10 protein-coding genes are annotated in these 21,294 nt (G+C 66.9%); 3 read left to right on the top strand and 7 right to left on the bottom strand.

Features of this window, described 5'->3' with window-relative positions; all coding sequences use genetic code 11:
- Positions 1-2 precede the first annotated feature (2 nt).
- Together BMX04_RS10725 and BMX04_RS10720 are read left to right on the top strand one after the other, a co-directional pair.
- The gene (locus tag BMX04_RS10725) at positions 3-2,117 is read left to right on the top strand and encodes an NAD-dependent epimerase/dehydratase family protein (protein WP_074786321.1); all 2,115 of its coding nucleotides are present in this window, start codon (positions 3-5) and stop codon (positions 2,115-2,117) included.
- Positions 2,118-2,279: 162 nt separating this feature from the next.
- Positions 2,280-3,341, top strand: coding sequence for a CpsD/CapB family tyrosine-protein kinase (locus BMX04_RS10720; RefSeq protein ID WP_139194535.1), 1,062 nt, complete (start codon positions 2,280-2,282; stop codon positions 3,339-3,341).
- A 6-nt stretch (positions 3,342-3,347) separates the two neighbouring features.
- On the opposite strand, the gene BMX04_RS10715 is transcribed toward BMX04_RS10720, so the two are convergent.
- The 7 genes from BMX04_RS10715 to BMX04_RS10685 all read right to left on the bottom strand — a co-directional run bounded on the left by BMX04_RS10715 (position 3,348) and on the right by BMX04_RS10685 (position 19,911).
- Positions 3,348-4,646, bottom strand: a complete 1,299-nt coding sequence (locus BMX04_RS10715) for a Wzz/FepE/Etk N-terminal domain-containing protein (RefSeq protein WP_050662462.1) — start codon at positions 4,644-4,646, stop codon at positions 3,348-3,350.
- 184 nt (positions 4,647-4,830) lie between these two features.
- Entirely contained in the window at positions 4,831-5,514 is a 684-nt protein-coding gene (locus BMX04_RS10710) for a 4'-phosphopantetheinyl transferase family protein (protein WP_074786317.1), read from the bottom strand.
- Complete coding sequence (locus tag BMX04_RS10705; protein ID WP_074786315.1) at positions 5,511-10,010, bottom strand: MupA/Atu3671 family FMN-dependent luciferase-like monooxygenase; 4,500 nt, start codon at positions 10,008-10,010, stop codon at positions 5,511-5,513. Before BMX04_RS10705 ends, BMX04_RS10710 begins: the two co-directional genes overlap by 4 nt.
- Complete coding sequence (locus BMX04_RS10700) at positions 10,007-10,975, bottom strand: glycosyltransferase (protein WP_074786313.1); 969 nt, start codon at positions 10,973-10,975, stop codon at positions 10,007-10,009. Before BMX04_RS10700 ends, BMX04_RS10705 begins: the two co-directional genes overlap by 4 nt.
- Complete coding sequence (locus tag BMX04_RS10695; protein WP_175477351.1) at positions 10,972-17,367, bottom strand: type I polyketide synthase; 6,396 nt, start codon at positions 17,365-17,367, stop codon at positions 10,972-10,974. Before BMX04_RS10695 ends, BMX04_RS10700 begins: the two co-directional genes overlap by 4 nt.
- 117 nt (positions 17,368-17,484) lie before the next feature.
- Positions 17,485-18,852 (bottom strand): oligosaccharide flippase family protein, encoded by a 1,368-nt coding sequence (locus BMX04_RS10690; protein WP_074786309.1) that lies wholly within the window; start codon positions 18,850-18,852, stop codon positions 17,485-17,487.
- A 213-nt stretch (positions 18,853-19,065) separates the two neighbouring features.
- On the bottom strand, positions 19,066-19,911 hold the full coding sequence (locus BMX04_RS10685) for a glycosyltransferase family 2 protein (RefSeq protein ID WP_244888523.1): 846 nt from the start codon (positions 19,909-19,911) through the stop codon (positions 19,066-19,068).
- Positions 19,912-20,003: 92 nt separating this feature from the next.
- On the opposite strand from BMX04_RS10685, the gene epsE reads away from it, so the two are divergent.
- Positions 20,004-21,218 (top strand): exopolysaccharide biosynthesis GT4 family glycosyltransferase EpsE, encoded by a 1,215-nt coding sequence (epsE, locus tag BMX04_RS10680; protein ID WP_083398162.1) that lies wholly within the window; start codon positions 20,004-20,006, stop codon positions 21,216-21,218.
- The last annotated feature ends 76 nt before the right edge of the window (positions 21,219-21,294 follow it).

Below are 21,294 nucleotides of genomic sequence, written 5' to 3'. Positions count from 1 at the left end.
TGATGACGGATAAGGTGATCAATGTGGGGCTTGTCGGCGCGGGCTATATCGCGGGTTGGCATGCGGCGGCACTTAAGCTGACACCGGGGGTGCGGCTGGCGGCGGTGTGTGATCTGTCGGCCTCGGCGGCAGAAGGGCTGGCATCGGCGCACGGGGCGCGAGCCTTCACCGATCTGGACGATCTGATTGCCTCGGGTACGGTCGAGGCGGTGCATATCCTGACGCCGCCCGACAGCCACGCGGCCCTGGCGCGCAAATGCCTTGCCACCGGATTGCATGTGCTGGTGGAAAAGCCGGTGGCCCTCTCGGGGGATGAGGCAGCAAGCGTGGCCGAGACGGCGCGCGCCGCCGGGCGTCACCTTGCCGCCGGGCATAATTTCCTAGGGCTGCCCGCCTATCAGCGCCTCAAGGCGCTGGTCGCGGCGGGAGAATTGGGGCGGATTTCAAGCGCCGAGATAACCTGGGCCTTTCCGCTGGGGCCGCTGCGCTCCGGACCTTTCGGGTTGTGGATGCTGCGCGAGCCGGGAAACCTGCTGCGCGAGTTGGGCCCGCATCTTTTCGCCTTTGCGCAGGATCTGTTCGGTCCGGTGACGGTAACGGTAACGGGGCTGCATCTGTCGAAGCCCGTGCACCTGCCCGGCGCGGGCACGCGCCCGCAAAGCTGGCGGATCACGGCGCAGGCGGGGGAGGTCGATCTGGCGATCAACCTGCAACTGGTCGAGAGCGTCGACGACCGCTCGCTGACCTTGCGCGGCTCGTCGGCGCTGGCGCGGCTGGACTACGCCGCCGATGTGCTGACCGTGACCCGTGAGAACACCGCTGATCTGGTGCTCAACCCGTTCCTGCGAGAGATGGGCGTGGCCTGGGCACATCTGCGCGAAGGCGTTGGCAATGCTGCGCGACAGATCGGATCGCTGAACCGCAAATCGCCCTATGCGCTTGGCTTCATGGGGCTGTTCGACGCGTTTTATGGGGCCATCCGCGAGGGTCGCCCGCTCGATCCACGCTTTGACGGCGCGGCGGTGGAGGGTGTCAGCCGGGCGATCGACGCGACGATTGCGCTGATGCCGGATCAGGGGCGCGAGACTGTCCGCCACCCCAAGCCGCGCCGCAAACCTGAACCGACGGCGCTTGTGATCGGCGGCACCGGGTTTCTGGGCCGCGACCTGACGCGGGCCCTGGTGGCGCAGGGCCATGACGTGCGGGTGCTGTCGCGGGGGGGGCATGGCCCGTTCGACGATCTGCCTGAGACTGTCGAGACCTGCGCCGTCAGCCTGCGCGACGAAGCGGGGCTGACCCGCGCGATGGAGGGGATCGACATCGTGTATAACCTCGCCCGCGCGCTTGGCACCTCGTGGGAGGACTGTCTGGAAAACGATATCGGCGTCTCGGACCGGATCGCGCGGGCGGCGCTGGCGGCGGGGGTGGGACGCTTTGTCTATACCGGCACGATTGCGTCTTATGACATGTCGAACCCTGCGAAGATGATCACCGAATCTACGCCCTTCGCCGAGGACATGAGCGACCGCAATCTCTATGCCCGCTCCAAGGCGGAATGCGAGCGGCGGCTGTGGGAGATGCAGCGCGAACACGGCCTGCCGCTGACCATCGCGCGGCCCGGCATCGTTGTGGGCCATGGCGGGCCGCTGCAGCATTGGGGGATCGGGCGCTGGCACGGCGCGGGGGCGGTGCGGCTCTGGGGCGAGGGCGACAATCCGCTGCCCTTCGTGCTGATCGGCGATGTCTCGGACGGGCTCATTCGGATGGCCACACAGGAGGCGGCGCTCGGTCAGTCGTTCAACCTCGTGGGCGATGTGCAGCCCTCGGCGCGCAGCTATTTCAACGCAATCCACATGCGGCTTGGGGCGCGTCTGCGCGTGAGTTCGGGCAACCTGACGGTGCTCTGGGCTGCGGATGCGGTGAAATCCGTGCTCAAGACCCATGCGCTGCGCCGCCCCGGCGTGATCCGCGCGTCGCTGCGTGACTGGAAATCACGGGCGCATTACGCGCGGTTCGAAAATGCCAAGCCCAAGGCCCTGCTGGGATGGACCCCGGTCGCGGATCGCGAGGCGTTTCTGCAGGCGGCGGTGGACCGGGCCAACCTTATCGGGTTCTGAGGCGCGGGGCATATAATCAGTGATTTTCCGTCGCATTGTTGCCGGATTTGCCCGGCATACCGGGCGCAACAGGCAGGAGTTCCCGGATATGGCAGCATCGGCTCGCCTCTTCATGACGCATGGCACGCGCCCCGGCGCGTGGCGGGGGGTGGAGCCGTGCCAATGAAACTCCAGCGCCACGACGCCTATATGCGCCGCCGAGAGGCGCGGCACACGGCCGAGGAGGCCGGGGACGTGGCCGAGACCTCCCTTGAGGAGCGCGGAGATGAAAGGGCCTTTCCGCTCGACCCCGAGATGCGGGCCGAGCCGGAGGAAGCCTTTGCCGTAACTCCCGAATCGCTGGACAGTCCTGAGCCTGAGCCTGAGCCTGAGCCTGAGCCTGAGCCTGAGCCTGAGCCTGAGCCTGAGCCTGAGCCTGAGCCTGAGCCTGAGCCTGAGCCTGAGCCTGAGCCTGAGCCTGAGCCTGAGCCTGAGCCTGAGCCCGTCGCGTCGACACAGCAGCCACTTTGGGACGATCTGCGGGCCGTGCCGCTGGATACCCGTCACCTGATCCGCAATCGCCTGATTTCCGCCACCCGCGAGGATCCGGCGCATGTGGCCTTTGACGTGCTGCGCACCAAGCTGGTGGCGACGCTGCGGGCGCGCGGCTGGCACCGGGTGGCAATCACCTCGGCCACGCCGGATTGCGGCAAGTCCTTTGTCGCGGCCAATCTGGCGATCAGCCTGTCGCGGCAATCGGGCCTGCGCACCGTCCTGATGGACATGGACCTCCGCCGTCCGTCGCTGGCGAAGATGCTCGGCGTCTCGGAGCCGGGCAGCATGTCCCGTTTCCTGACTGGCGAGTTGTCCGCCGAGCGGCATTTCCTGCGGCCCGACAAGAATGCGATGCATATCGGGCCACATCTTGCGCTTGGTCTCAATGACCGGGCGGAAGCCTATGCTGCGGAACTCCTGCAGGCGCCGGGCACAGCGGCGGTGCTGGCCGATCTTTGTGCGCGGCTGGCGCCAGATGTGGTGATTTTCGACATGCCGCCCGCGCTCTACTATGATGACGTGCTGGGGTTCAGGCCGCAATTCGATGGCGTTCTGCTGGTCGTCGGCGGCGGGCGCAGCACCGCAAAAGAGGTGCGCGACCTCAAGGCCCGCTTTGGCGACGAGGTGCCGCTACTGGGCGTGGTGATGAACCGGGCCGAGGGCGAGAACATCACCAAATACGGATATTGACCCGGCTCAGTTGCCGCCAAGTGCGCGCAACGGCAAGAGCCTTTCCTCGATCAACCGGAACAGGATCGGCAAAACCAGCAGTGCGAGGGCCAACGTGCCAAGGCGCTTGAACAGGCGCGCCCGCCGCTCGCCGCGCAGACGCACCACCGGAATCGAGATCACGGGGGTGATGCCCAACTCGTCCTCGAGCTGCGACGGGGTGCGCAGCACCGGGTTGAGGATTTCCAGCACAAGCGCGAGGGCCAGCCCGAGTGCGAGGCTGGCCAGCCCGCCCGCGAGCGCCAGCTTCTTGCGGCTGGTAGAGACCGGATACTGCGGCGGGATCGCGGTTTCGAGGATTTCGAACCGCTCCTGCTGTTGCCGGGATTCAAGCACGCTGGCCATTTCCGCCTCGACCCGGTTGCGGGTGATCGCGGTCAGCTGTTCCTGAAGCTGGGCCAGATCGCGATTGAGCGCGCCGAGTTCACGCTCCACCCGTGGTGCGGCGGCAAGTGCGGCCTCGATGGCAGCGATGCGGCTGGATACCAGCGCGCGCTGATCGTTCAATTGCCCGACCTGGCGGGCGAACACCTCTTCGCGCTGACGCGAACTTTCGGTCTCTAGCGCGATGATCTGCTGATCGATCTCCAGCAGCGTTTCCTGCAAGGTCCCAAGCTGATCGCGCATCGACCCGATACTGGTCGGCAAGGCGTCGGCATTGGCGCGCTTGAAGTCGGCGATCTGTTCCTCGAGCGCCACGATGCGCGCATCTACGCGGGCCTCTTCATCGCTGTAAAAATCGAGAGTTTCCCGCACCGACTCCATGCGGCGCTGACGGTTCTGACTGATCACCGCATCGACGAAATCATTGGCGACCTCGGCGGCCTTGTCCGGGTCGCCAAGGCTGACCGTGACGCTCAGCCCCGAGGGCGTGGTCGCGGGCCCCGCGCCGGGCATGCCGACGGTGATCTGTTCGATCCGGGCCGAAATCCGAAGTTGATAGATCTTCTGCGACAGCGGCATGTCGTGGGCATCGGCAAAGAGCCCGTGCTTGTCGATCATCTTGATCAGGTGATCGCGCGCCATCAGCCGCTGTTCGATGAGTTGCAGCCGGTGGCGCGCATCGCTGCCGATGATCTGCCCACGGCTGTCGCGCTCGACCTGCGGGGTCTCGATCTGGATGACCGCCGTCGCCTGATAGACCTTGGGCTGGTTGAGCGCGACCATGATCGACACGACCGATCCGATCAGCGCGACAAGCATGATAAGCCACAGCCTGCGCCGCAGCATCCGCATCACGTCGGGCAAGGATTTGATCGAACTCATGGTCTACCTATCAGCGTCGTATCGCAGTGCATCGACGACCCAACCGCCCGGTGACCAAATCACGCCGACAGGTCAGGCGGGTAACCCCGCGCGCCCCGCCGACCGAATGCCCCCAAACGGTCCTGACAGAATTGCGTCTTGATTTCGCCCCAATTTAACGATCCGGCCACATTTGCGCCATAGTTTATTGCCCGCGATCCGGAAACACTGTGTTGCTCTCGTGGGGCAGGGTGATGAGCGCGGCAATAATCCCGTCCGCGATCGCGAGATGCCCGGAGAATGTCGTGCCCTCGGCAAATGGCGGGCAGGGGCGCAAAAGCGTGGCGGTAAAGCGGCTGACATCAGGGCTGAGCGTGACCGCCAGATCGTGGAACTCCAGCAGCTGTCGGCTCAGGACATATTGCGCCTTGTAGGTGGCTTCCTTGGCACAGAATATCAGACGACCAGCAAGCGCCGAGGTATGTCGCGCGCGGTCCTGCGTGGTGCAGACCGTATCCCTCAGATCGTCGGGCAAGGCCGTGGCGGGTTCTAGATCGAGCCCAAGCCCGGCAAAATCACCGACGCGCGCAACCAGAGCGAGGCAGGTGCCCGCGCCATGGCTGATCGTGCCGGTCAGGCCGTCGGGCCAGACGGGAGCGCGATCGCCACCCTGCGGGACCAGGGCGGAAGGCAAGCCAAGCGTGATCATCGCCGCGCGCGCGGCGCGGCGTCCGGCGGCGAATTCCCTTTGGCGTGCGGGGACCGCGCGTGCCATCGCCGCGGCCTCTTGAGGCAGCAGCCCCGTCACGGGTGCGGTCGGGTCGGCCTGCCCAAGCGCCACGCCAGGCGGCAGGAGCGCGCGCAGGGTGGCGGTGAGGGCCTCGGTCATCCCCGGCGCGCGGCGCGCATCGCGCGGCGCTTGGCCATCGCCTCGGCCCGGGCGGTGGCACGGTTGCCTGTCGCCGGGGCCGGTTCGGGATCATTGGCCGGTTTGGGCACGTCACCGCGCAATTCCGCCACCCGCGCGGCGAGAGTGGCCAGTTTCGGGCAGCGGAAGATGTCGGTGATGCCGAGGCGCTCGACGCCCAGTTCTGACCGGATCTCGCGATGCGCCTGCACCGCCAGCAGGGAATGCCCGCCAAGGTCGAAGAAACTGTCCTGCGCGCCGATCTCCGCCACGCCGAGAATGCGCGCCCAGATCGCCGCGATCTCGCGCTCGAGGCTGTTGGCGGGGGCCACGGGGGCGGTGGCCTTGGCCGGGCGCGGTGCGCTGATGCGCGCAGGCGCAGGGAGCGCCTTGCGATCCACCTTGCGGTTGGGCGTCAGCGGGAAGGTGTCGAGCGTGACGACATGGGCAGGGATCATGTGGGCGGGCAGGTGCTGCGCCAGATGCGCCTTGATTGCGGTGTCAGAGGCGGTGCCGCGTAGATAGGCCACGAGACGCGGATCATCGGGCGTGTCCTCGCGCAGGAGCACGACGGCCTGCTCGACGCCGTCGCAAGTCTCCAATGCCGCTTCGATCTCGCCCAACTCGATCCGGTAGCCGCGCAGCTTGACCTGTGTATCGGCCCGCCCGATGAAATCGAGCCGCCCATCGGCGCGCCAGCGCACGAGGTCTCCGGTGCCGTAGATGCGGCCCCCGTCACGGAACGGGTCGGGGCGGAAGCGGTCGGCGGTTAGATCCTCGCGGCCCAGATAGCCGCGCGTGACGCCATCGCCGCCGATCCACAATTCGCCGGGCTGTCCAATCGGCACGGGCTGCATGTCGCTATCCAAAACATACGTCTGCGTATTTGAAATCGGCGTGCCGATGGGGCAGACGCCGGGCGCGTCCTCGGCGGGGCCGGTGGTGGACCAGATGGTTGTCTCGGTGGGCCCGTACATGTTGGTGATCTGCGCTTGCGTGAGACCGCGCAACTCCTGCACCAGACTGCCGGGCAGCGCCTCACCGCCGAGCATAAGGTGCCTGATCCGCCCGAGCGCATGCCGCGCCTCGTCATTCATCGCGATCATCCGCGCCATCGAGGGGGTGCATTGCAGATGCGTGACCTTGTGGCGCAGGATCTGCGCGGCGATGGAGAAGTCATCCTCGGGGATACCGCCCACCCGGTTCGAGCGTTCCAGCACGCGGGCGAGGGGCCGCAAGCCGTCTAGCACTTGCCGCACCGGGATGCCATAGTCGATCAGGCAGGCGACCTCATCCACGCCGATGCGTTTCAATTCCTCCACTCGCGCGACGCAATCCTCGATGGTGCCAAACAGCCCTGAGTCGTTGAAATACCGCTCGAAGGCGAAATCGAGGATGCCTTCGAGTTCCTCTTCGTCCAATGATCCGAGATCGAGCTGGAACGCGTTATCCACGCCTTTGGGTTTCTTGAAGGCCGGGAAGGCCCAGGCGTATTGCTTGATGAGCCCGGCGGCGGAGCGCAGGTAATCCTTCATCGGCTCGCGCGCGACGCGGGCGGCCTCCTCGCGGGTTTCGGCCACGTAGGTGTGCAGCATCAGCGTCACGGTGAAATCGGCCGGATCATGGCCCGCCTCGCGCAGCGCGGCATGGTAGAGCGCGATCTTGTCGCCCACCTCTTGCACCGATTGGCCGAGCAGGTGGGTCAGCACATTGGCGCCATGTGCGCCTGCCTCGCGCCATGTTTCGGGGTTGCCGGCGGTCGTGACCCAGACCGGCAGGTCGGATGACACCGGGCGCGGCTGCGTGACCACCTCGTGCAGCGTGCCATCGGCGCGGGGGAAGCCGACGGCCTCGCCGCGCCACAGCTTGCGCAGATCGCGGATCGCGTCGAACATCGCGGGCTTGTTGTTGGGCGGTGCGTTTTCCGGGCGCAGGATGAAATCGTCGGGCTGCCAGCCTGACGCGATGGCCATGCCCGCGCGGCCATTGGTCAGGTTGTCGATCACCGCCCATTCCTCGGCGATGCGGGCGGTGTGATGGAGCGGGGCCACGCAGCTACCGGCGCGCACGGCGAGGTTTTGCGTGACGGCGGCCACGGCGGCCCCGGTGACCGAGGGGTTGGGATAGGGCCCGCCAAAGGCGTGAAAATGCCGCTCGGGTGTCCAGACCGCGCAGAAGCCATGGGTGTCGGCGAATTGCGCGCCTTCGAGCAGGGATTTGTACTTGTCGCGCCCGGTGCCGTCATCATTGCCCCAATAGTAGAGGCTGAACTCCATGCCGCGCTCTGAGGTGGCGATCTGCCCCGAGGAGACCAGCGCGCGGGCCTCGTCGCCGCTGAGCACGAGGGTGTAGCCGCGCGCGAGGCTGTAGAACAGCTCCAGCACCGAAATGTCGAAATTGAGGCTGGTCACGGCAAGCCAGACGGCATCGGGTTCGGTGAGTATGCGGTCGTCCATTCCCGCGAAGAAATTGGCGACGTTGCGATGCGTGACCATCACGCCCTTGGGCCGCCCGGTGGAGCCGGAGGTATAGATCACATAGGCCAGATCGTTGGGCCCCGCGCCGCCGTCGAGGCCCGTGTCGGGCGCGGTGGCAAGTCGGGGGTCAGTATCGAGCAACAGCCGTCGCGCGTCACCTTGCGGCAGGGCCTCGGCCACATCCGAGCGGGTCACCACCACCCGCGCGCCGCTGTCGCTCAGGTAATGCGCCAGCCGGTCGGCGGGATAGGCCGGGTCCATCGGCACGTAGGCCCCACCCGCCTTCCAGATGGCGAGTGCGGCCACGACCATATCGGCGGAACGCGGCAGGCAAAGCCCGACCAGAACGCCGGGGCCGACGCCCATCTGACGCAGAACATGGGCGAGGCAATTGGCGCGGGTTTCCAGCGCGGCATGGCTCAGGGTCTCGGACTCGAAGACAAGCGCGCGCGACTCGGGGCTCTTGTGCGCTTGCGCCTCGATCAGCCGGTGGATGGGGCGGGCGTCATAGGCGGTATCGCTGCGGTTCCACGCTTCGACCACCAACCGTCGCTCGGCCTCGGGCATCGCGGCACTCTCGCCGCGCCCGAGCGCCTCCAATCGCTTGGCCAGCAGATCGGCCATCGCGGGCGATACGCGGGCGGAGTCAAAGAGCAGCGCCGGGGTATCGGTCAGATCTACGGTGAGGGCAGTGCCGGGGATCAGGTCCTTGCCCGCAAGGCGCAGCCCCAGATGCGGGCGATGTGCGGCGTCGAGTGCGGGTTCGCGCGCGAAGAGATCGAGCGCGAAGGGGCCGCGTGCGTCGGCCTCGGCCATGTCCTCGGCCAGGCGGCTCGCATCAACGGGCACCCAGGGGCAGGCGAGATCCGGGGCGTCGGCCTGCACAGGGCCTGCATAGGCCAGATGTGCGCCCTCATCGCCGCCAATCCGCGCAGCCCATGTGGCGATGGCGGCAAGGGCCGTCTCGGGCGCAAGGTCAAGGGCACGGCGCTCTGTCGCTGCACTCTTGCCCGAGACAACGGGCAGGGTGATCGGACGCATTGCCGTCATGACCCTGCGCCAATAGCCGTCTTGCGTGGCGAGATCGGCGAGCGCCTGCCGGTCCTCATCAGAGGCGGGCGTAACCAAGTGACCCACCGGTGCGCAGGCGGCAAGATCGACCGTGGCACCATCGGAGCCGGTGATCCTGCTCAGGCGCAGCGCACCATCGTCGGTGGCGACGGTCAGCCGGGTGCCGTCATTCTCCAGCACTGTGCCCGGTATGCCTTGGCCTTGCACGGGGGCGGCCTGCCCGACCAGCAATATGTGATCCCCGATGCGCAGGCGCGCCATGCAGAGCGGGTTGAAATAGCCACCATGATCAAGCGCGCGCACCACCCGCGCCAGATCGGCGGCGGGACGGGTGACATCGAGCCAGGCGCTCCCGGGCCGGTCGTCGCGCGCGTGATAGCTGCGCGGCACGCTCTGCTGTGCGACCAGCCCCGGCACGCCGTGTTCCAGCGCGCCGATCACCTCGTCAAAGCTGTCGAGCGCCGCCGCATAGCACTTGGCGTTGAGGGTAAAGGCGGTTTCATCCGGTGCAATGTCAAAGAGGCGTTGCACCACGATGCGGCCCTCATCGATGCCGCCTTCGATCAGGTGCCAGGTAATGCCATGCTGCGCGTCACCCTCCAGAATGGCCCAGACCGGTGCGTTCAGCCCGGCATGGCGCGGCAGCGGGCCGTCATGGAAATTCACGGCGCCGCGCGTGGCGTGCGCAAGCACCGTTTGCGGCAGAAGATCGAGATTGGCGATGGAAAGCAGCCAGCCACAGCTCAGATTGCCGAGGCGTTCGGCCAACCCTGCGCCGGGGGCCTCGATCCGCAGCCCCTTTTCGCCAGCCCATGCGACAACATCGGCATGGCGTGTCACCACTGCCGCGATGCCATGCCCGCGCGCCAGCCACGCCTCGCCGCATTGCAGGGCGAGGGACTCGTTGCCGATGAGGAGCGCCTGCATCATGCGTCCGCCTTACGTTTGATCGGGCCCCTCAGGGCCGAGCCCAGATCGCCCAACACCAGATCGCGCAGGAAATGCGGCGGGCGCGGCGCGCCCTTGCGTCGGATCAGCCGCCACAGGCTGCCGAGGCTCGCGGCGGTCAGATGTGCCAGCGTGACCAGCGCGAGATAGCCGCGCCCGTGATTCTTGATGAAATAATGCCGGCGCGAGGCGAACCAGTAATCCGGCACCCGGTCCCAGCCCTTCATGCCTGTCGAGACCGAGCCGATATGCTCGACCCGGGAGGTGGCCACGTAATGCGTTTGCCATCCCGCCTGCGCGGCGCGGCGGCAGAGGTCGGTTTCCTCGAAATAGAGAAAGAAGGTTTCGTCAAAGCCGCCGATTTGCTCCAGAACTTCTTGCCGGATCATCAGGCTTGCGCCCGCCAGCCAGTCAACAGGCTGCGTGGTCTCGGCCATCGGCAACGGCACGGCATGATGGCGCAAGAGGCGGCTTATGGGGCCGATGCGCGCGGCACCTTCGAACTCGCCAAGGATAGACGGGAAGCGAAAGCAGCTAACATGCGGCGCACCGTCGGGGCCGTGGATATGGCTGCCCGCCAGCCCGGCCTTGGGGGTCGCTTCCAGATGGGCCAGCAGGGCCGCGATGGCGCCCTCAGCCGGGAAGGCATCGGAGTTGAGGATATAGACGTAATCCGGGCGTGTGCCGTCCGAGAGGCCTTCGTGCATGCCCGCATTATTGCCCGCGCCAAAGCCGCCGTTATGGCCCGATTGGACCACGCGGACGCGGTCCCAACCGGAGGTTTCCGCCTGCATTTTCTCGAACGAGCCGTCGCCTGAATTGTTATCGACGATCACGATCTCACCGGCGATGCCTGCCATGGCGCGCTGCGCGGCGGTGGCGGATTTGAGGCTCATCTCGGGCGTGCGCCAGTTGAGCACGATCGTCAGGACGCGCGGGGCAGTCATTCGGCAGCCTCCCGGTGGCCGGGTGGGGTATCCCGCGTGCCCTCTGCCGCCTCGATCACGCGGCGCATGCGGGCGGCGAGGACGCGGACATTGGGCTCCAGCACCATGGAATCGTGATCCCCCGGCACTTCGGTCACCGACAGGTTGGGGGCATGGCCGGACCATTCATTGTCGGGCAGTACATAGGCGCGCTCATCGCTGACCCATTGGCCGTTCGAGACCTGCCACTTGCCCGATTGCGGCGGGCGGAAGAGGTGCAGCGTGCCGGTCCAAGGGTGGACCTGATACGTGTCGATGGCGCGGTAGAAGGCGGCCTCGATCTCATGATCGTGGAACTGATGTTCGGACGTGTCGGTATGCGGCTGCGGGCGGCGTTTGGCGATCTCCCACGCGACGCGGCGCGCGGCCCATTTGAGCGGATAGAGCGGGCCATTCGATTTGAATTCCTGCCATTGAATCATCGCCCTGTCCCGGCGCGCCAGGGGACGGCGCTGTGGCAGCGGGGTGTCGAGCAGGATCACCACGGCCACCGTTTCGCCCGCCGCCTCAAGCTGTTGCGCCATTTCATAGGCGGTGATGCCGCCACCCGAAAAGCCGCCCACCAGATAGGGCCCCTTGGGTTGCACCTGACGGATTTCGGCGATCATGTCGCGGGCGGCTTCGGTCAGGTCGTCATGCGGGCTGTCGTCGCCATAGAGTCCGCGCGCCTGCAGGCCGAAGAACGGCCGATCATCCCCCAGAAGATGCGCCAAGTGCCGCAGGTTCAGAACGTTACCGAACATGCCTGCGACGAGGAAGAATGGCGTTTTCGGCCCGCCCTCGCCGCGATGCATCGGCACCAGATGGGTGAAGCGGCGGGCGGGCTCGGATGTCGCGGGGGTGCTCGCCCCTGCCTCCTGCGGGCCGATGCGCTCTTCGATCAGCCGGGCACAGGCGCGGATTGTGGGGGCCTCGAAGAGGATCGAGATCGGGAAATCAACGCGATACGCCTTGCGGATCATGCCGAAGAGGCGCACGGCGATCAGCGAATGCCCGCCAAGGTCGAAGAAGCTGTCCTCGACGCCGACCGGGTCGAGGCCGAGAAGGTCGGACCAGAAACCCGCGAGCCGGGTCTCGATCTCGCCTTCGGGGGCGACGTAATCGCCGTCGAGATCGGGCCGCTCGAAGCGTTGAGCACCGGTCTCTTGCGGTTGCGCACCGGCCTCGGCCTGACGGATGAGCGCGGGCAGATCCAGCGAGGAGACCAGCACTTGCGGCTGACCGAGGGCGAGGGCGCGGCGGAACGCCTCGGCCCCCTCGGCGGGCCGGATGCCCTCACGAAGGTTGTGGCGCAGGCGCTCTTCGGCGGGGCTGTTGGGGGTGCTGTCAGCGCCAGCGTCAAAGCGGATCTCACCGGCGCGGGGCGGCGTGATCGCCAGCCCGCCCGCCTGTCTGCGGATGGCGAAATCCTCGATCTCGACCAGCACCCGACCGGCGGGGTCGGTGAGCGTGATATCGAAGCGGGCGACGCCGGTCTCTTGCGCCTGTGCGGTCGTCAGCCGGATCATGCTCCGGACATCCTGCCCAAGCGGCGCATGCACCCGCACCGCGCCATAGGACATCGGCACCCAGAGATCGCTGCCGTCATAGCCCTCGATCAGGCCCATGGCCCAGCCGGTGGCGATATCCATCAGAGCAGGGTGCAAGAGGTGGCCGTTTTCCAGATCGCCCTGCGCCTCGGGGGGCAGGTGCAGATGGGCGAGGCCCTCGCCCGCGCCAAGACCCATCGCATGGAGCACGCGCCAGCGGGGGCCGAAATCGAGATGCCTCTCTTGCGGGGAGGGGAGAGGATCGGTCGCTTCCTTCCAGCCTTCCATGCGTGTGCGCACGGTGTCGATATCGCGGGGCGCGGGCGGCGTGAGCGGCAGCAGCCGCAGATCGGCCTCGGCCAGCGTGACCCAGCCCTGGCGGCCCGCCTGCAGGTGGTCGGCCTCGATCCGGGCAGCGTAGCCCTGATCGCTGCGGGTAAGGGTGAGGCGCATCTCACGTGTAGCCCCTTGGGCCAGGTCGAAGGGGCGCAGGAACATCAGATCGCGGATCTCGAACGCGCCGTCCTCGCCCTGCGCGCGCAGCGCCTGCGCCAGCAGATCGAGATAGCCGGTGCCGGGCAGAAGCGCCTGACCGTCACGCGTGCGGTGCTGATCGAAGACCCAATGGGTGGCGGCGCTGTAGCTTGCGTGAAAGACGCGGTTGCCCTCGGCGTCAAAGCTGGCCTCGTCGATGAGCGGCTGATCGACCGGCAGGCGCGGGGCAGTGGGGGCCTCGCCGGTCTGCTGTGCCACGGCCTCGGCGGCCATGCCGACCTCGGCCCAGATGCCCCAGTCGAGCGCCAGGACGCGGGTGCGCCCGCCCGCCCGTGACCGGGCGTAAGCGTTGAGATATTCGTTGGCGGCGACGTAATCGACCTGTCCCGCGGGCGCGGTGGCGGTGGAGGAGGACGAGAACAGCACCAGCCAGTCGAGCGTGCCGTCGGGAAAGACCTGCTCCAGCACCTGCGTGCCGTGGATCTTGGGGGTGAAGACATCCTCGATCGTGTCTGGCCCCTTGGCCAGCAGGGGTGCGTCGGCGATGACGCCAGCGGCGTGGATCACGCCATTGAGCCGGCCAAAGCGCGTCTCGATCTGCGATTTCGCGGCCTGCATGTCCTCGATATTGCTGACATCGCCCGCGATCACCATGACCTCGCCGCCCAGTGCCTCGAGACGGCTGACGGCGGCGATGCGGCGGGCGAGCGGATCACCGGCACCGCGCGTCGCGGTGATCCGGGGCCAGTCAGCGCGGGGCGGCAGGGCGTGGCGCGCCATCAGGATGATATTGGCGTTGTTTTTCGTGATGAGGTCTTCGGCCAGCGTGAGGCCGATACCACCAAAGCCGCCGGTGATCAGAACCGTGTCGCCCTTTGCAATCGGGGCGGTGCCGGGGGCAAGGACCGTTTCGCGCCATTCGGCCTCATAGCGCCTTGTGCCGCGCAGGGCGGCGGCGTGGCTGCGGGGATCTTGCGCCAGGTCTTCGAGCACGCGGGTCACAAGGCCCGCATCGGGCGCGCCGCGCGCGGCCAGGGTCAGATCGAGGCTCGCTGTGGTGATATGCGGCATCTCGCGCGGGATCACGCGCAGGGGGCCCGCGAGCGTGGATTTGGCGGGGTAGGGCAAGGCTTCATCATGCACCTGCGCCGCGCCGGTGGTGAGGGCGGTGATCTGCAAGGGCGTGTCCAGCCCCTCGTCCGCCATGGCCTGTGCGAGAAAGAGCAGGCTGTAGAAGCCCTGTTCCTGCACCCGGTGAAAAAAGCTGGAGCCAGGGCGGTGGTGTTCGTCGCGCGTGACCAGCCAGAAATGCCCGACGCGGGTGGGCGGGCGATGGTCGGCGACCAGCGCGCGGATCAGTTGGTCATAGCCCTCGCGCCCGCGTTCGGGGGAGAGGGTGTAGCGGTCCTCACTCAGCCGCGCGAAGCTGTCGCCGGGGGTGACGGTGGTGACGGTGTGGCCTGCGGCGCTGAGGCGGTCGGCCACGGCGCGGGCGAGGCCGGTCTCGTCCTCAAAGATCAGCCATGTTTCCTTTGGCAGGCGGGCAAGGTCGGCGTCGGAGGTGATCTCGACCTCTGCCAGCCGGGGCCGCCAATGCGGGGTGTAGCCCCATTGCGCGAGGTCGTCGCGATGGGTGGGCCACTCGTCCTCTGCCGCCGCGCGGGGCGCGCCGGGGGCGATGAAATAGGGTTTGTGCTGAAAGGCATAGCTGGGCAGGGGCACGCGGTTGCGCGTCGCCTCGCCCCAGATCTGCGGCCAGTCGATATCCACCCCCACGGCCCAGAGACGGGCGAGCATGGCCATGAAATATTCGTCGTCGGCGATGCTGTCCTCGGGGTGGCGCAGGGTGCCGATGACCTGATTGGCGCTGATCGTGCCATGCGCCTGCGCGAGGGACGAGAGCGCCTTGCCGGGGCCGACTTCGAGAAAGACGCGCTCCTTTTTCTCGGCAAGCCGGGTGAGGCCGTCGGCGAAATGCACCGTATGGCGCAGATGGGCGACCCAATAGGCGGGGTCGGTGGCCTCCGCCGCCGTCAGATAATCGCCGGTGCGGTTGGACAGGATGGGGATTTGCGGTGCGCTCAGTTGGATGGAGCGCAGGTAGGCGCCGAAGCGGTCGAGGATCGGCTCCAGCATCCGGCTATGCGCTGCGATGTCGATGGCGATGCGCTGTGGCTCGATCCCGTCGGCGTTGAGGCGCTGTTCGAGGTCAACAAGATCGGCATCCGGCCCGGACGCGGCGGTCAGGTCCGGCGCGTTGAGGCTGGCGATGTCGAGCCTGTCGCCGAGATAGGGGCGCAGGGCATCGGCGGAGAGCGGCACGCTGAGCATGCCGCCCTTGGGCACGCTGTCAAAGAGCTGTCCGCGCAGATGGACGAGGCCGATGCAATCCTCAAGGCTCATCACCCCGGCCAGACAGGCGGCGGTGTTCTCGCCCATGGAATGGCCGATCAGGGCAGCGGGGGTGACGCCCCAGCTCTGCCAGAGTTGGGCCAGCGCATATTCGGTGATCATGATCAGCGGCAGTTGCACCGAGGGGCGTTTGAGCCGTTCATCCGCCGCTGCCATTTGATCGGGGTCAGGCAGCCAGAGCGCGCGGATGTCGTAATCGAGCCTGGGCGCGAGGATATCGACGCCGCGATCCATCCAGTCCGCAAAGACCGGCTCGGTCTCATAGAGATCGCGGGCCATGCCGGCATATTGCGCGCCGCCGCCGGGGAACATGAACACCACATCCGGATTGTCGAGCGCCTGATGGGTAAAGACCCGGCGGGTGTCGCCCTTGTCCAGCCGGTCGGCGGCCTCGGCGTGGCTGCGGGCGACGGTGATGCGGCGACGCTCGAACGCGCGGCGACCGTCCTTGAGGGTGTAGGCCACATCGGCCAGCGGCTCATCGGGGTACTCTCGCAGATGCGCCGCGAGACGTGTGGTGGCGTCGTCCAGCGCAGATTTAGTGCGCGCGGAGATCACGATAGGCTGAAACGGCCAGTCGCTGGCCTCGGGGACGGCGCGGGCGGGGGGCTCTTCAAGAACCACATGGGCGTTGGTGCCGCCGACGCCCAATGAGTTCACCCCGGCGCGGCGCGGGTGGTCGCGCTTGGGCCAGTCGCGCAGGCGATCATTGACGGCAAACGGGCTGCCGTCAAAGGCGATGGCGGGGTTGGGGGCCTCATAGCCCAGAGAGGGCGGCATCTCGCCGTGATAGAGCGCCAGCGTGGCCTTGATCAGACTGGCCACGCCCGCCGCCGTGTCGAGATGGCCGATATTGGTTTTCACGCTGCCGATGCGGCAGAAATCGCTTGCCTCGGTCGTCTCGCGGAACGCCTGCGTGAGGGCGGCCACCTCGATCGGATCGCCGAGATAGGTGCCGGTGCCGTGGCATTCAACATAATCCACGCTATCCGCCGTGATGCCCGCCACCGCCTGCGCCTCGGCCACCGCCGCCGCCTGACCATCGACCGAAGGCGCGAGATAGCCTGCCTTGGCCGCGCCGTCATTGTTGACCGCAGAGCCCTTGATCACGCCCCAGATGTGATCGCCGTCGGCCAGCGCATCCTCCAGCCGGCGCAGCACCACCATGCCCGCGCCGGAGCCAAAGACCGTGCCTTGGGCGCGGTGATCAAACGCGTGGCATTCGCCGTCGGGCGACAGGATCTCGCCCTCTTTGTGAATGTAGCCGCGGTTCTGGGGCAACTCGATGGTCACGCCCCCCGCGAGCGCCATGTCGCATTCGCCATTCAAGAGCGATTGCGCGGCGTAGTGCACCGCGACAAGCGATGTGGAACAGGCGGTTTGCAGGCCCAGAGAGGGCCCCTTGAGATCGAGGATATGGCTGAGCCGCGTGGTCAGGAAATCCTTGTCATTGCCGGTATGGCGCAACAGGAACATGCCGACATCGTCCACCAGATCGCGGTTGGAGCAGAGATTGAAATAGAAGTAGCTGCCCATGCCGCAGCCTGCGAAAACACCGATTTGGCCGGGGAAGGTCTCGGGCATGTGGCCCGCATCCTCAAGCGCCTGCCAAGCCACCTCCAGAAAGCGGCGGTGCTGCGGGTCGAGGATCGCAGCCTCCTTGGGACCGAAGCCGAAGAACTCGGCATCGAACATCTCGAACCCGTCCAGCGGGGCGGCAAAAGGCACGTAATCGGGGCGGCGGATCGTCTGCGGGGCCTCTCCGGCGGCCAGCAGTTCGGCCTCGCTCAGCCGTCTGATGGCACGCCTGCCGGCGCGCAGGTTCGCCCAATACTCGACCACGGTCCGCGCACCGGGCAGATGCGCAGCCATTCCGACAATGGCAATCTCGGTGCCGTTGAGGTCGGTCGCGTTCATGTCACAGGCCATCAATGAACAATGCGGAAATCATAGGGTGTCCCGTATCTCTCCACAATACGACGGTTTTGCGGCATGGCCTTGGCAATACCCGACTTTTCCGCCCTGACCGGCACCTCACCAACCCGAAAGCGCCGCGAGATCCGCGATCGCTACCCCGTTGAGCCAGAACGCGAGAGCCGCTACACCGAGGCCCAGACCGGCCATCACCGCATCATGCAGCGGATCCCATGCCTGCATGCGCCGTGCCAGCCATACCACCACCGGATAGGCCACCACCATCGCCGCCCCGTAACTGAGCAGTGCCCCCAGCAATCCGCCCCATTCGAGGCCAAGGATCAGGGCGGCGATCATCACCACCGCCTTGGCCAGTGTCAGCACGAAAAAGCGTTTGGAATCGCCCGCCGCAAGCGACGCCTGATCATAGGTCATCACGATAATTTGCGGGATTTGCATGGCGGCCATCACCACCACGACCGCCCCCGCCATCGCGTAGCGGTCGTCATACATGATCCCGATCAGCCAGACGCCGCAGACGGCGAACCCGGCGCTGAGCGTTATGAGGCCCGATGTGACGGCAAAGCGCATGCGCCGCAGCTTGGCGAAATTCGCGGCACTCTCGCCGGGGGGCAGTTCGCGGTAGATCGGAATCAGCATCCGCCATGTGAACATATTGCCCAGAAGCATCGGGAATGAGGCGAGGAAAAATCCGATATTGTAGACACCGAACATCTCGAAGCTGAGATATTTTCCCAGGATCAGCTTGTCGGCCTGATTGAACAGAAAGCCGCAGATCGTGCTGAGAAAGATCCATTGTCCGAAAGTCACCAACTCGCGCAGGGCCGGGCGCTCCCAGTCAAAGCGGTTGCGCGCGCCGGGCAGGGCCAGCCAGTGCAGCGCGAGCGCGATGCCGGTGCTGATGACATTGGCGATGACCAGCGCCCAGACCGATTGCAGCCACCAAGCCAGCGCCACGCCCGCGACGATGCCGGTGATCTGCACGCCGAACTCGATCGAGGTCAAACGCCCCCACCTGAGGTGCCGCTTGGCGGTGTCGAGGGCCGTGGGGTTGAACCCCGCGATCAGCAGCGCGACCCCTGCAACCGGCAGCAATTGCAGGAGCAGCGGTTCGTCGTAAAACCACGCCAGCGGCCAGGCGAGCGCGCAAGCGGTGATAAACAGCGCCGCACCGCGCAGCACCTGAATGGTCCATGCGGTGTTGAGAAAGGCCGGATCGTCGCCGCGCTTGCTCTGCATGATGGCGGGGCTGACGCCCACGTCGGAGAATTGCATCAGCCCCTGAATGACCACGTTGACGATGGCCATGATGCCGAAGGCTTCGGGAAAGAGCAGCCGGGCAAGGATCAGGTTGGAGGCCAGCCGCAGGATTTGCGAGCCGCCGAATCCGGCCACGGTGAGCGCAGAAGAGCGCAGCGCCCGGGCCAGAAGCCCCTCGCCTGAAAAAGCCTGTCTTGCGGCGCGCATCGATCCTCTTTCGCGGTTTGTGGACGCTTGTCGCATCATGGCGGCGATTTCATGGCGCTTCCATTGAAATCGCGTGGTTTTCGGGGTGTCCGGGACATCTCCGGGTCAGGCCCGAGGATGACGGGGTGTGGGTTCGAGTATGTCATCGCCCGGCTTGACCGGGCGATCTGCTGGCCGGAAGGTCCTCGGATCATGTCCGAGGATGGCGGTGGGTCAGCGACCGCGCGCCCAGCCGTTGCCCCGACGCAGGCGGGTGGCAAGGGCGACGGCGACGTAGGCGACAAAGCCGAGAGGCGCGCGCAGGCCCGCGCGCAGCACCCACCCGGCCCCCGAGGGGCGTGGGTCGTCATTGGTCGGGAGCGCCGGGTAGAGCCGCCCGATCTCGGCCACGCCCGCATCCTGTCTGCGGCGGACACGCACCAGCGCGCCAAATCCCTCGACAATGGGCCAGTCATAGGGGGCGGGCACCGCGACACGCTCGGACGGGGTGAAATTGAGCCGGGCAAAGGTGTCGTCCGAGATGATCTCGGGCCACTCGCCCCACCGCACGCGCGCCGGGCGGTTCATGGCGAATAGCCCGCAGCCCGGCACGCCGTGGTGAAAGAACGGCACCTGTCGGTAAAACCGCGCATAGGCCCGGCTGAACATCGTCTCGGGTGTCGGGATCACCACGCGCCCGCTGGCATAGAGGGCGGCATCGCCGTCAAGCGCCTGCACGAGTTCGGCACAAAGCGCGGGCGACACGATGACATCGGCGTCAAGATAGGCCAGCACCCGCCCGCGTGCCACCGCCTCGCCCGCGTTCAATGCGCCGGGCTTGCCACCTTCGGAGCGTTCGAGAACCGACAGCTTCCAGCCACGGGCCGTGGCCGCGTCTGTGCAGGCGCGGGCCTCGGCGGCGGTCGCATCGGTGCAGCCATTGGCCACCACGATGGCCTCGGCCCCGTCGGGCTCGGGATGCGAGGCAAAAAGCGCGCGCAGGCAGGCCCCGATCAGCCCCGCCTCGTTATGGGCGGGGACGATCACGCTGAGCGTGGGGTTTTCGGCGTCGGTCAACACAGGGTTTCCAGTTCGGAACATGGCCGCCCTACCGGTGGGGCGCGGCCTTGTGTTAAGCCTTAGCCGAAAACCCAACCCGCGCGGAACCCGAAATGCCCCAGGACAGCCCCCAGATCTTGCCGCTTGGCTATCTCGTGCCGCAGTTTCCGGGGCAGACGCATATCTTTTTCTGGCGCGAACTGGCGGAATTGGAGCGGTTGGGCATCGCCCCCCACATCCTGAGCACGCGGCCGCCGCCCAAGGGGTTGATTTCGCATGACTGGTCGCGGGCGGCGATGGCGCGGACGACCTATCTGGGGCAGATGGACCTCGCGGCGGCGGTGGCGGGAGTTTTGCGCGCACCCTGGGGCGAGATCCTGCGCGAGGGCGAGGGACGCGCGTTCCTGCGCGATGTGGTGATCTGTCTGCCCGCCGCGCGGGCGCTGATCACCACCTGCCGTGCGCGCGGCGTCGCCCATGTGCATGCCCATAGCTGTGGGCGCGCCGCGCTGATCTGCGCGCTGGCGCGACGCATGGGAGGGCCGAGTTACAGTTTGACGCTGCACGGGCCGATGTCGGATTACGGGCCCGGTCAGCGGTTCAAGTGGCGGCATGCGGCGTTTGCCACGATTATCACCCGCAAGCTGCAGGCCGAGGCCGAGGCGGTGCTGGGCGCGGACATGCCCGCCGACGTTGTGGTGCAGCCGATGGGGGTGGATACGGAGGATTTCCAGCGCGAGACGCCCTATGAACCGCCAGCACCCGGCGCGCCGCTGCGGCTTTTCGCCTGTGGGCGGCTCAACGTGGTGAAGGGGCACCAGGATCTGCTGTCGGCGCTGCGGACGCTGCTGGATCGGGGCATCGAGGTGCAGCTTGATATTGCGGGCGAGGATGACGCGGGTGGCGGGGGCTATCACCTGGAGTTGCAGCGACATCTTGAGGCGCTGGGGCTGCAAGGTCACGCGCGCCTTCTGGGGGCGATCAGCGCGCCGCAGGTCCGACAGCACCTGCTCGCGGCCGACGTCTTCGTGCTGGCAAGCTGGCACGAGCCGCTCGGCGTGGCCTATATGGAAGCCATGGCCTGCGAGGTGCCCACCATCGGCACCGATGCGGGCGGCGTGCGCGAACTGATCACCCATGGCGAGACCGGGATGCTGGTGCCGCCGCGATCGCCCGAAGCGCTGGCCGATGCCATTGCCGCGCTGGCCGCCGACCCGGTCCTGTGCGCGCGGCTCTCGAAAGCGGGGCGCGCGCATGTGGTGGCCGGGTTCCGTGCATCGCTTGGCGCGGAGGCGCTGATCGCAGGCATGCACCGAGGGTCGGTCTGAGGGCAAGCTGTTTGCAAACAGCTTGTCACGCGTTTTTCAAAACGCGTGCAAGGGCTTTGCAAAGCCCTTGCCCCGT

The organism is Roseovarius tolerans (assembly GCF_900109855.1).
Classification (GTDB): Bacteria; Pseudomonadota; Alphaproteobacteria; order Rhodobacterales; family Rhodobacteraceae; genus Roseovarius; species Roseovarius tolerans.
This window is presented reverse-complemented; position numbering and strand designations above follow the sequence as displayed.

Excerpts from the sequence above, each read along its gene's own strand:
- BMX04_RS10725 (WP_074786321.1), top strand. The coding sequence starts at position 3 with ATGACGGATAAGGTGATCAATGTGGGGCTTGTCGGCGCGGGCTATATC.
- BMX04_RS10720 (WP_139194535.1), top strand. The coding sequence starts at position 2,280 with ATGAAACTCCAGCGCCACGACGCCTATATGCGCCGCCGAGAGGCGCGG.
- BMX04_RS10715 (WP_050662462.1), bottom strand. The coding sequence starts at position 4,646 with ATGAGTTCGATCAAATCCTTGCCCGACGTGATGCGGATGCTGCGGCGC.
- BMX04_RS10710 (WP_074786317.1), bottom strand. The coding sequence starts at position 5,514 with ATGACCGAGGCCCTCACCGCCACCCTGCGCGCGCTCCTGCCGCCTGGC.
- BMX04_RS10705 (WP_074786315.1), bottom strand. The coding sequence starts at position 10,010 with ATGATGCAGGCGCTCCTCATCGGCAACGAGTCCCTCGCCCTGCAATGC.
- BMX04_RS10700 (WP_074786313.1), bottom strand. The coding sequence starts at position 10,975 with ATGACTGCCCCGCGCGTCCTGACGATCGTGCTCAACTGGCGCACGCCC.
- BMX04_RS10695 (WP_175477351.1), bottom strand. The coding sequence starts at position 17,367 with ATGAACGCGACCGACCTCAACGGCACCGAGATTGCCATTGTCGGAATG.
- BMX04_RS10690 (WP_074786309.1), bottom strand. The coding sequence starts at position 18,852 with ATGCGCGCCGCAAGACAGGCTTTTTCAGGCGAGGGGCTTCTGGCCCGG.
- epsE (WP_083398162.1), top strand. The coding sequence starts at position 20,004 with ATGCCCCAGGACAGCCCCCAGATCTTGCCGCTTGGCTATCTCGTGCCG.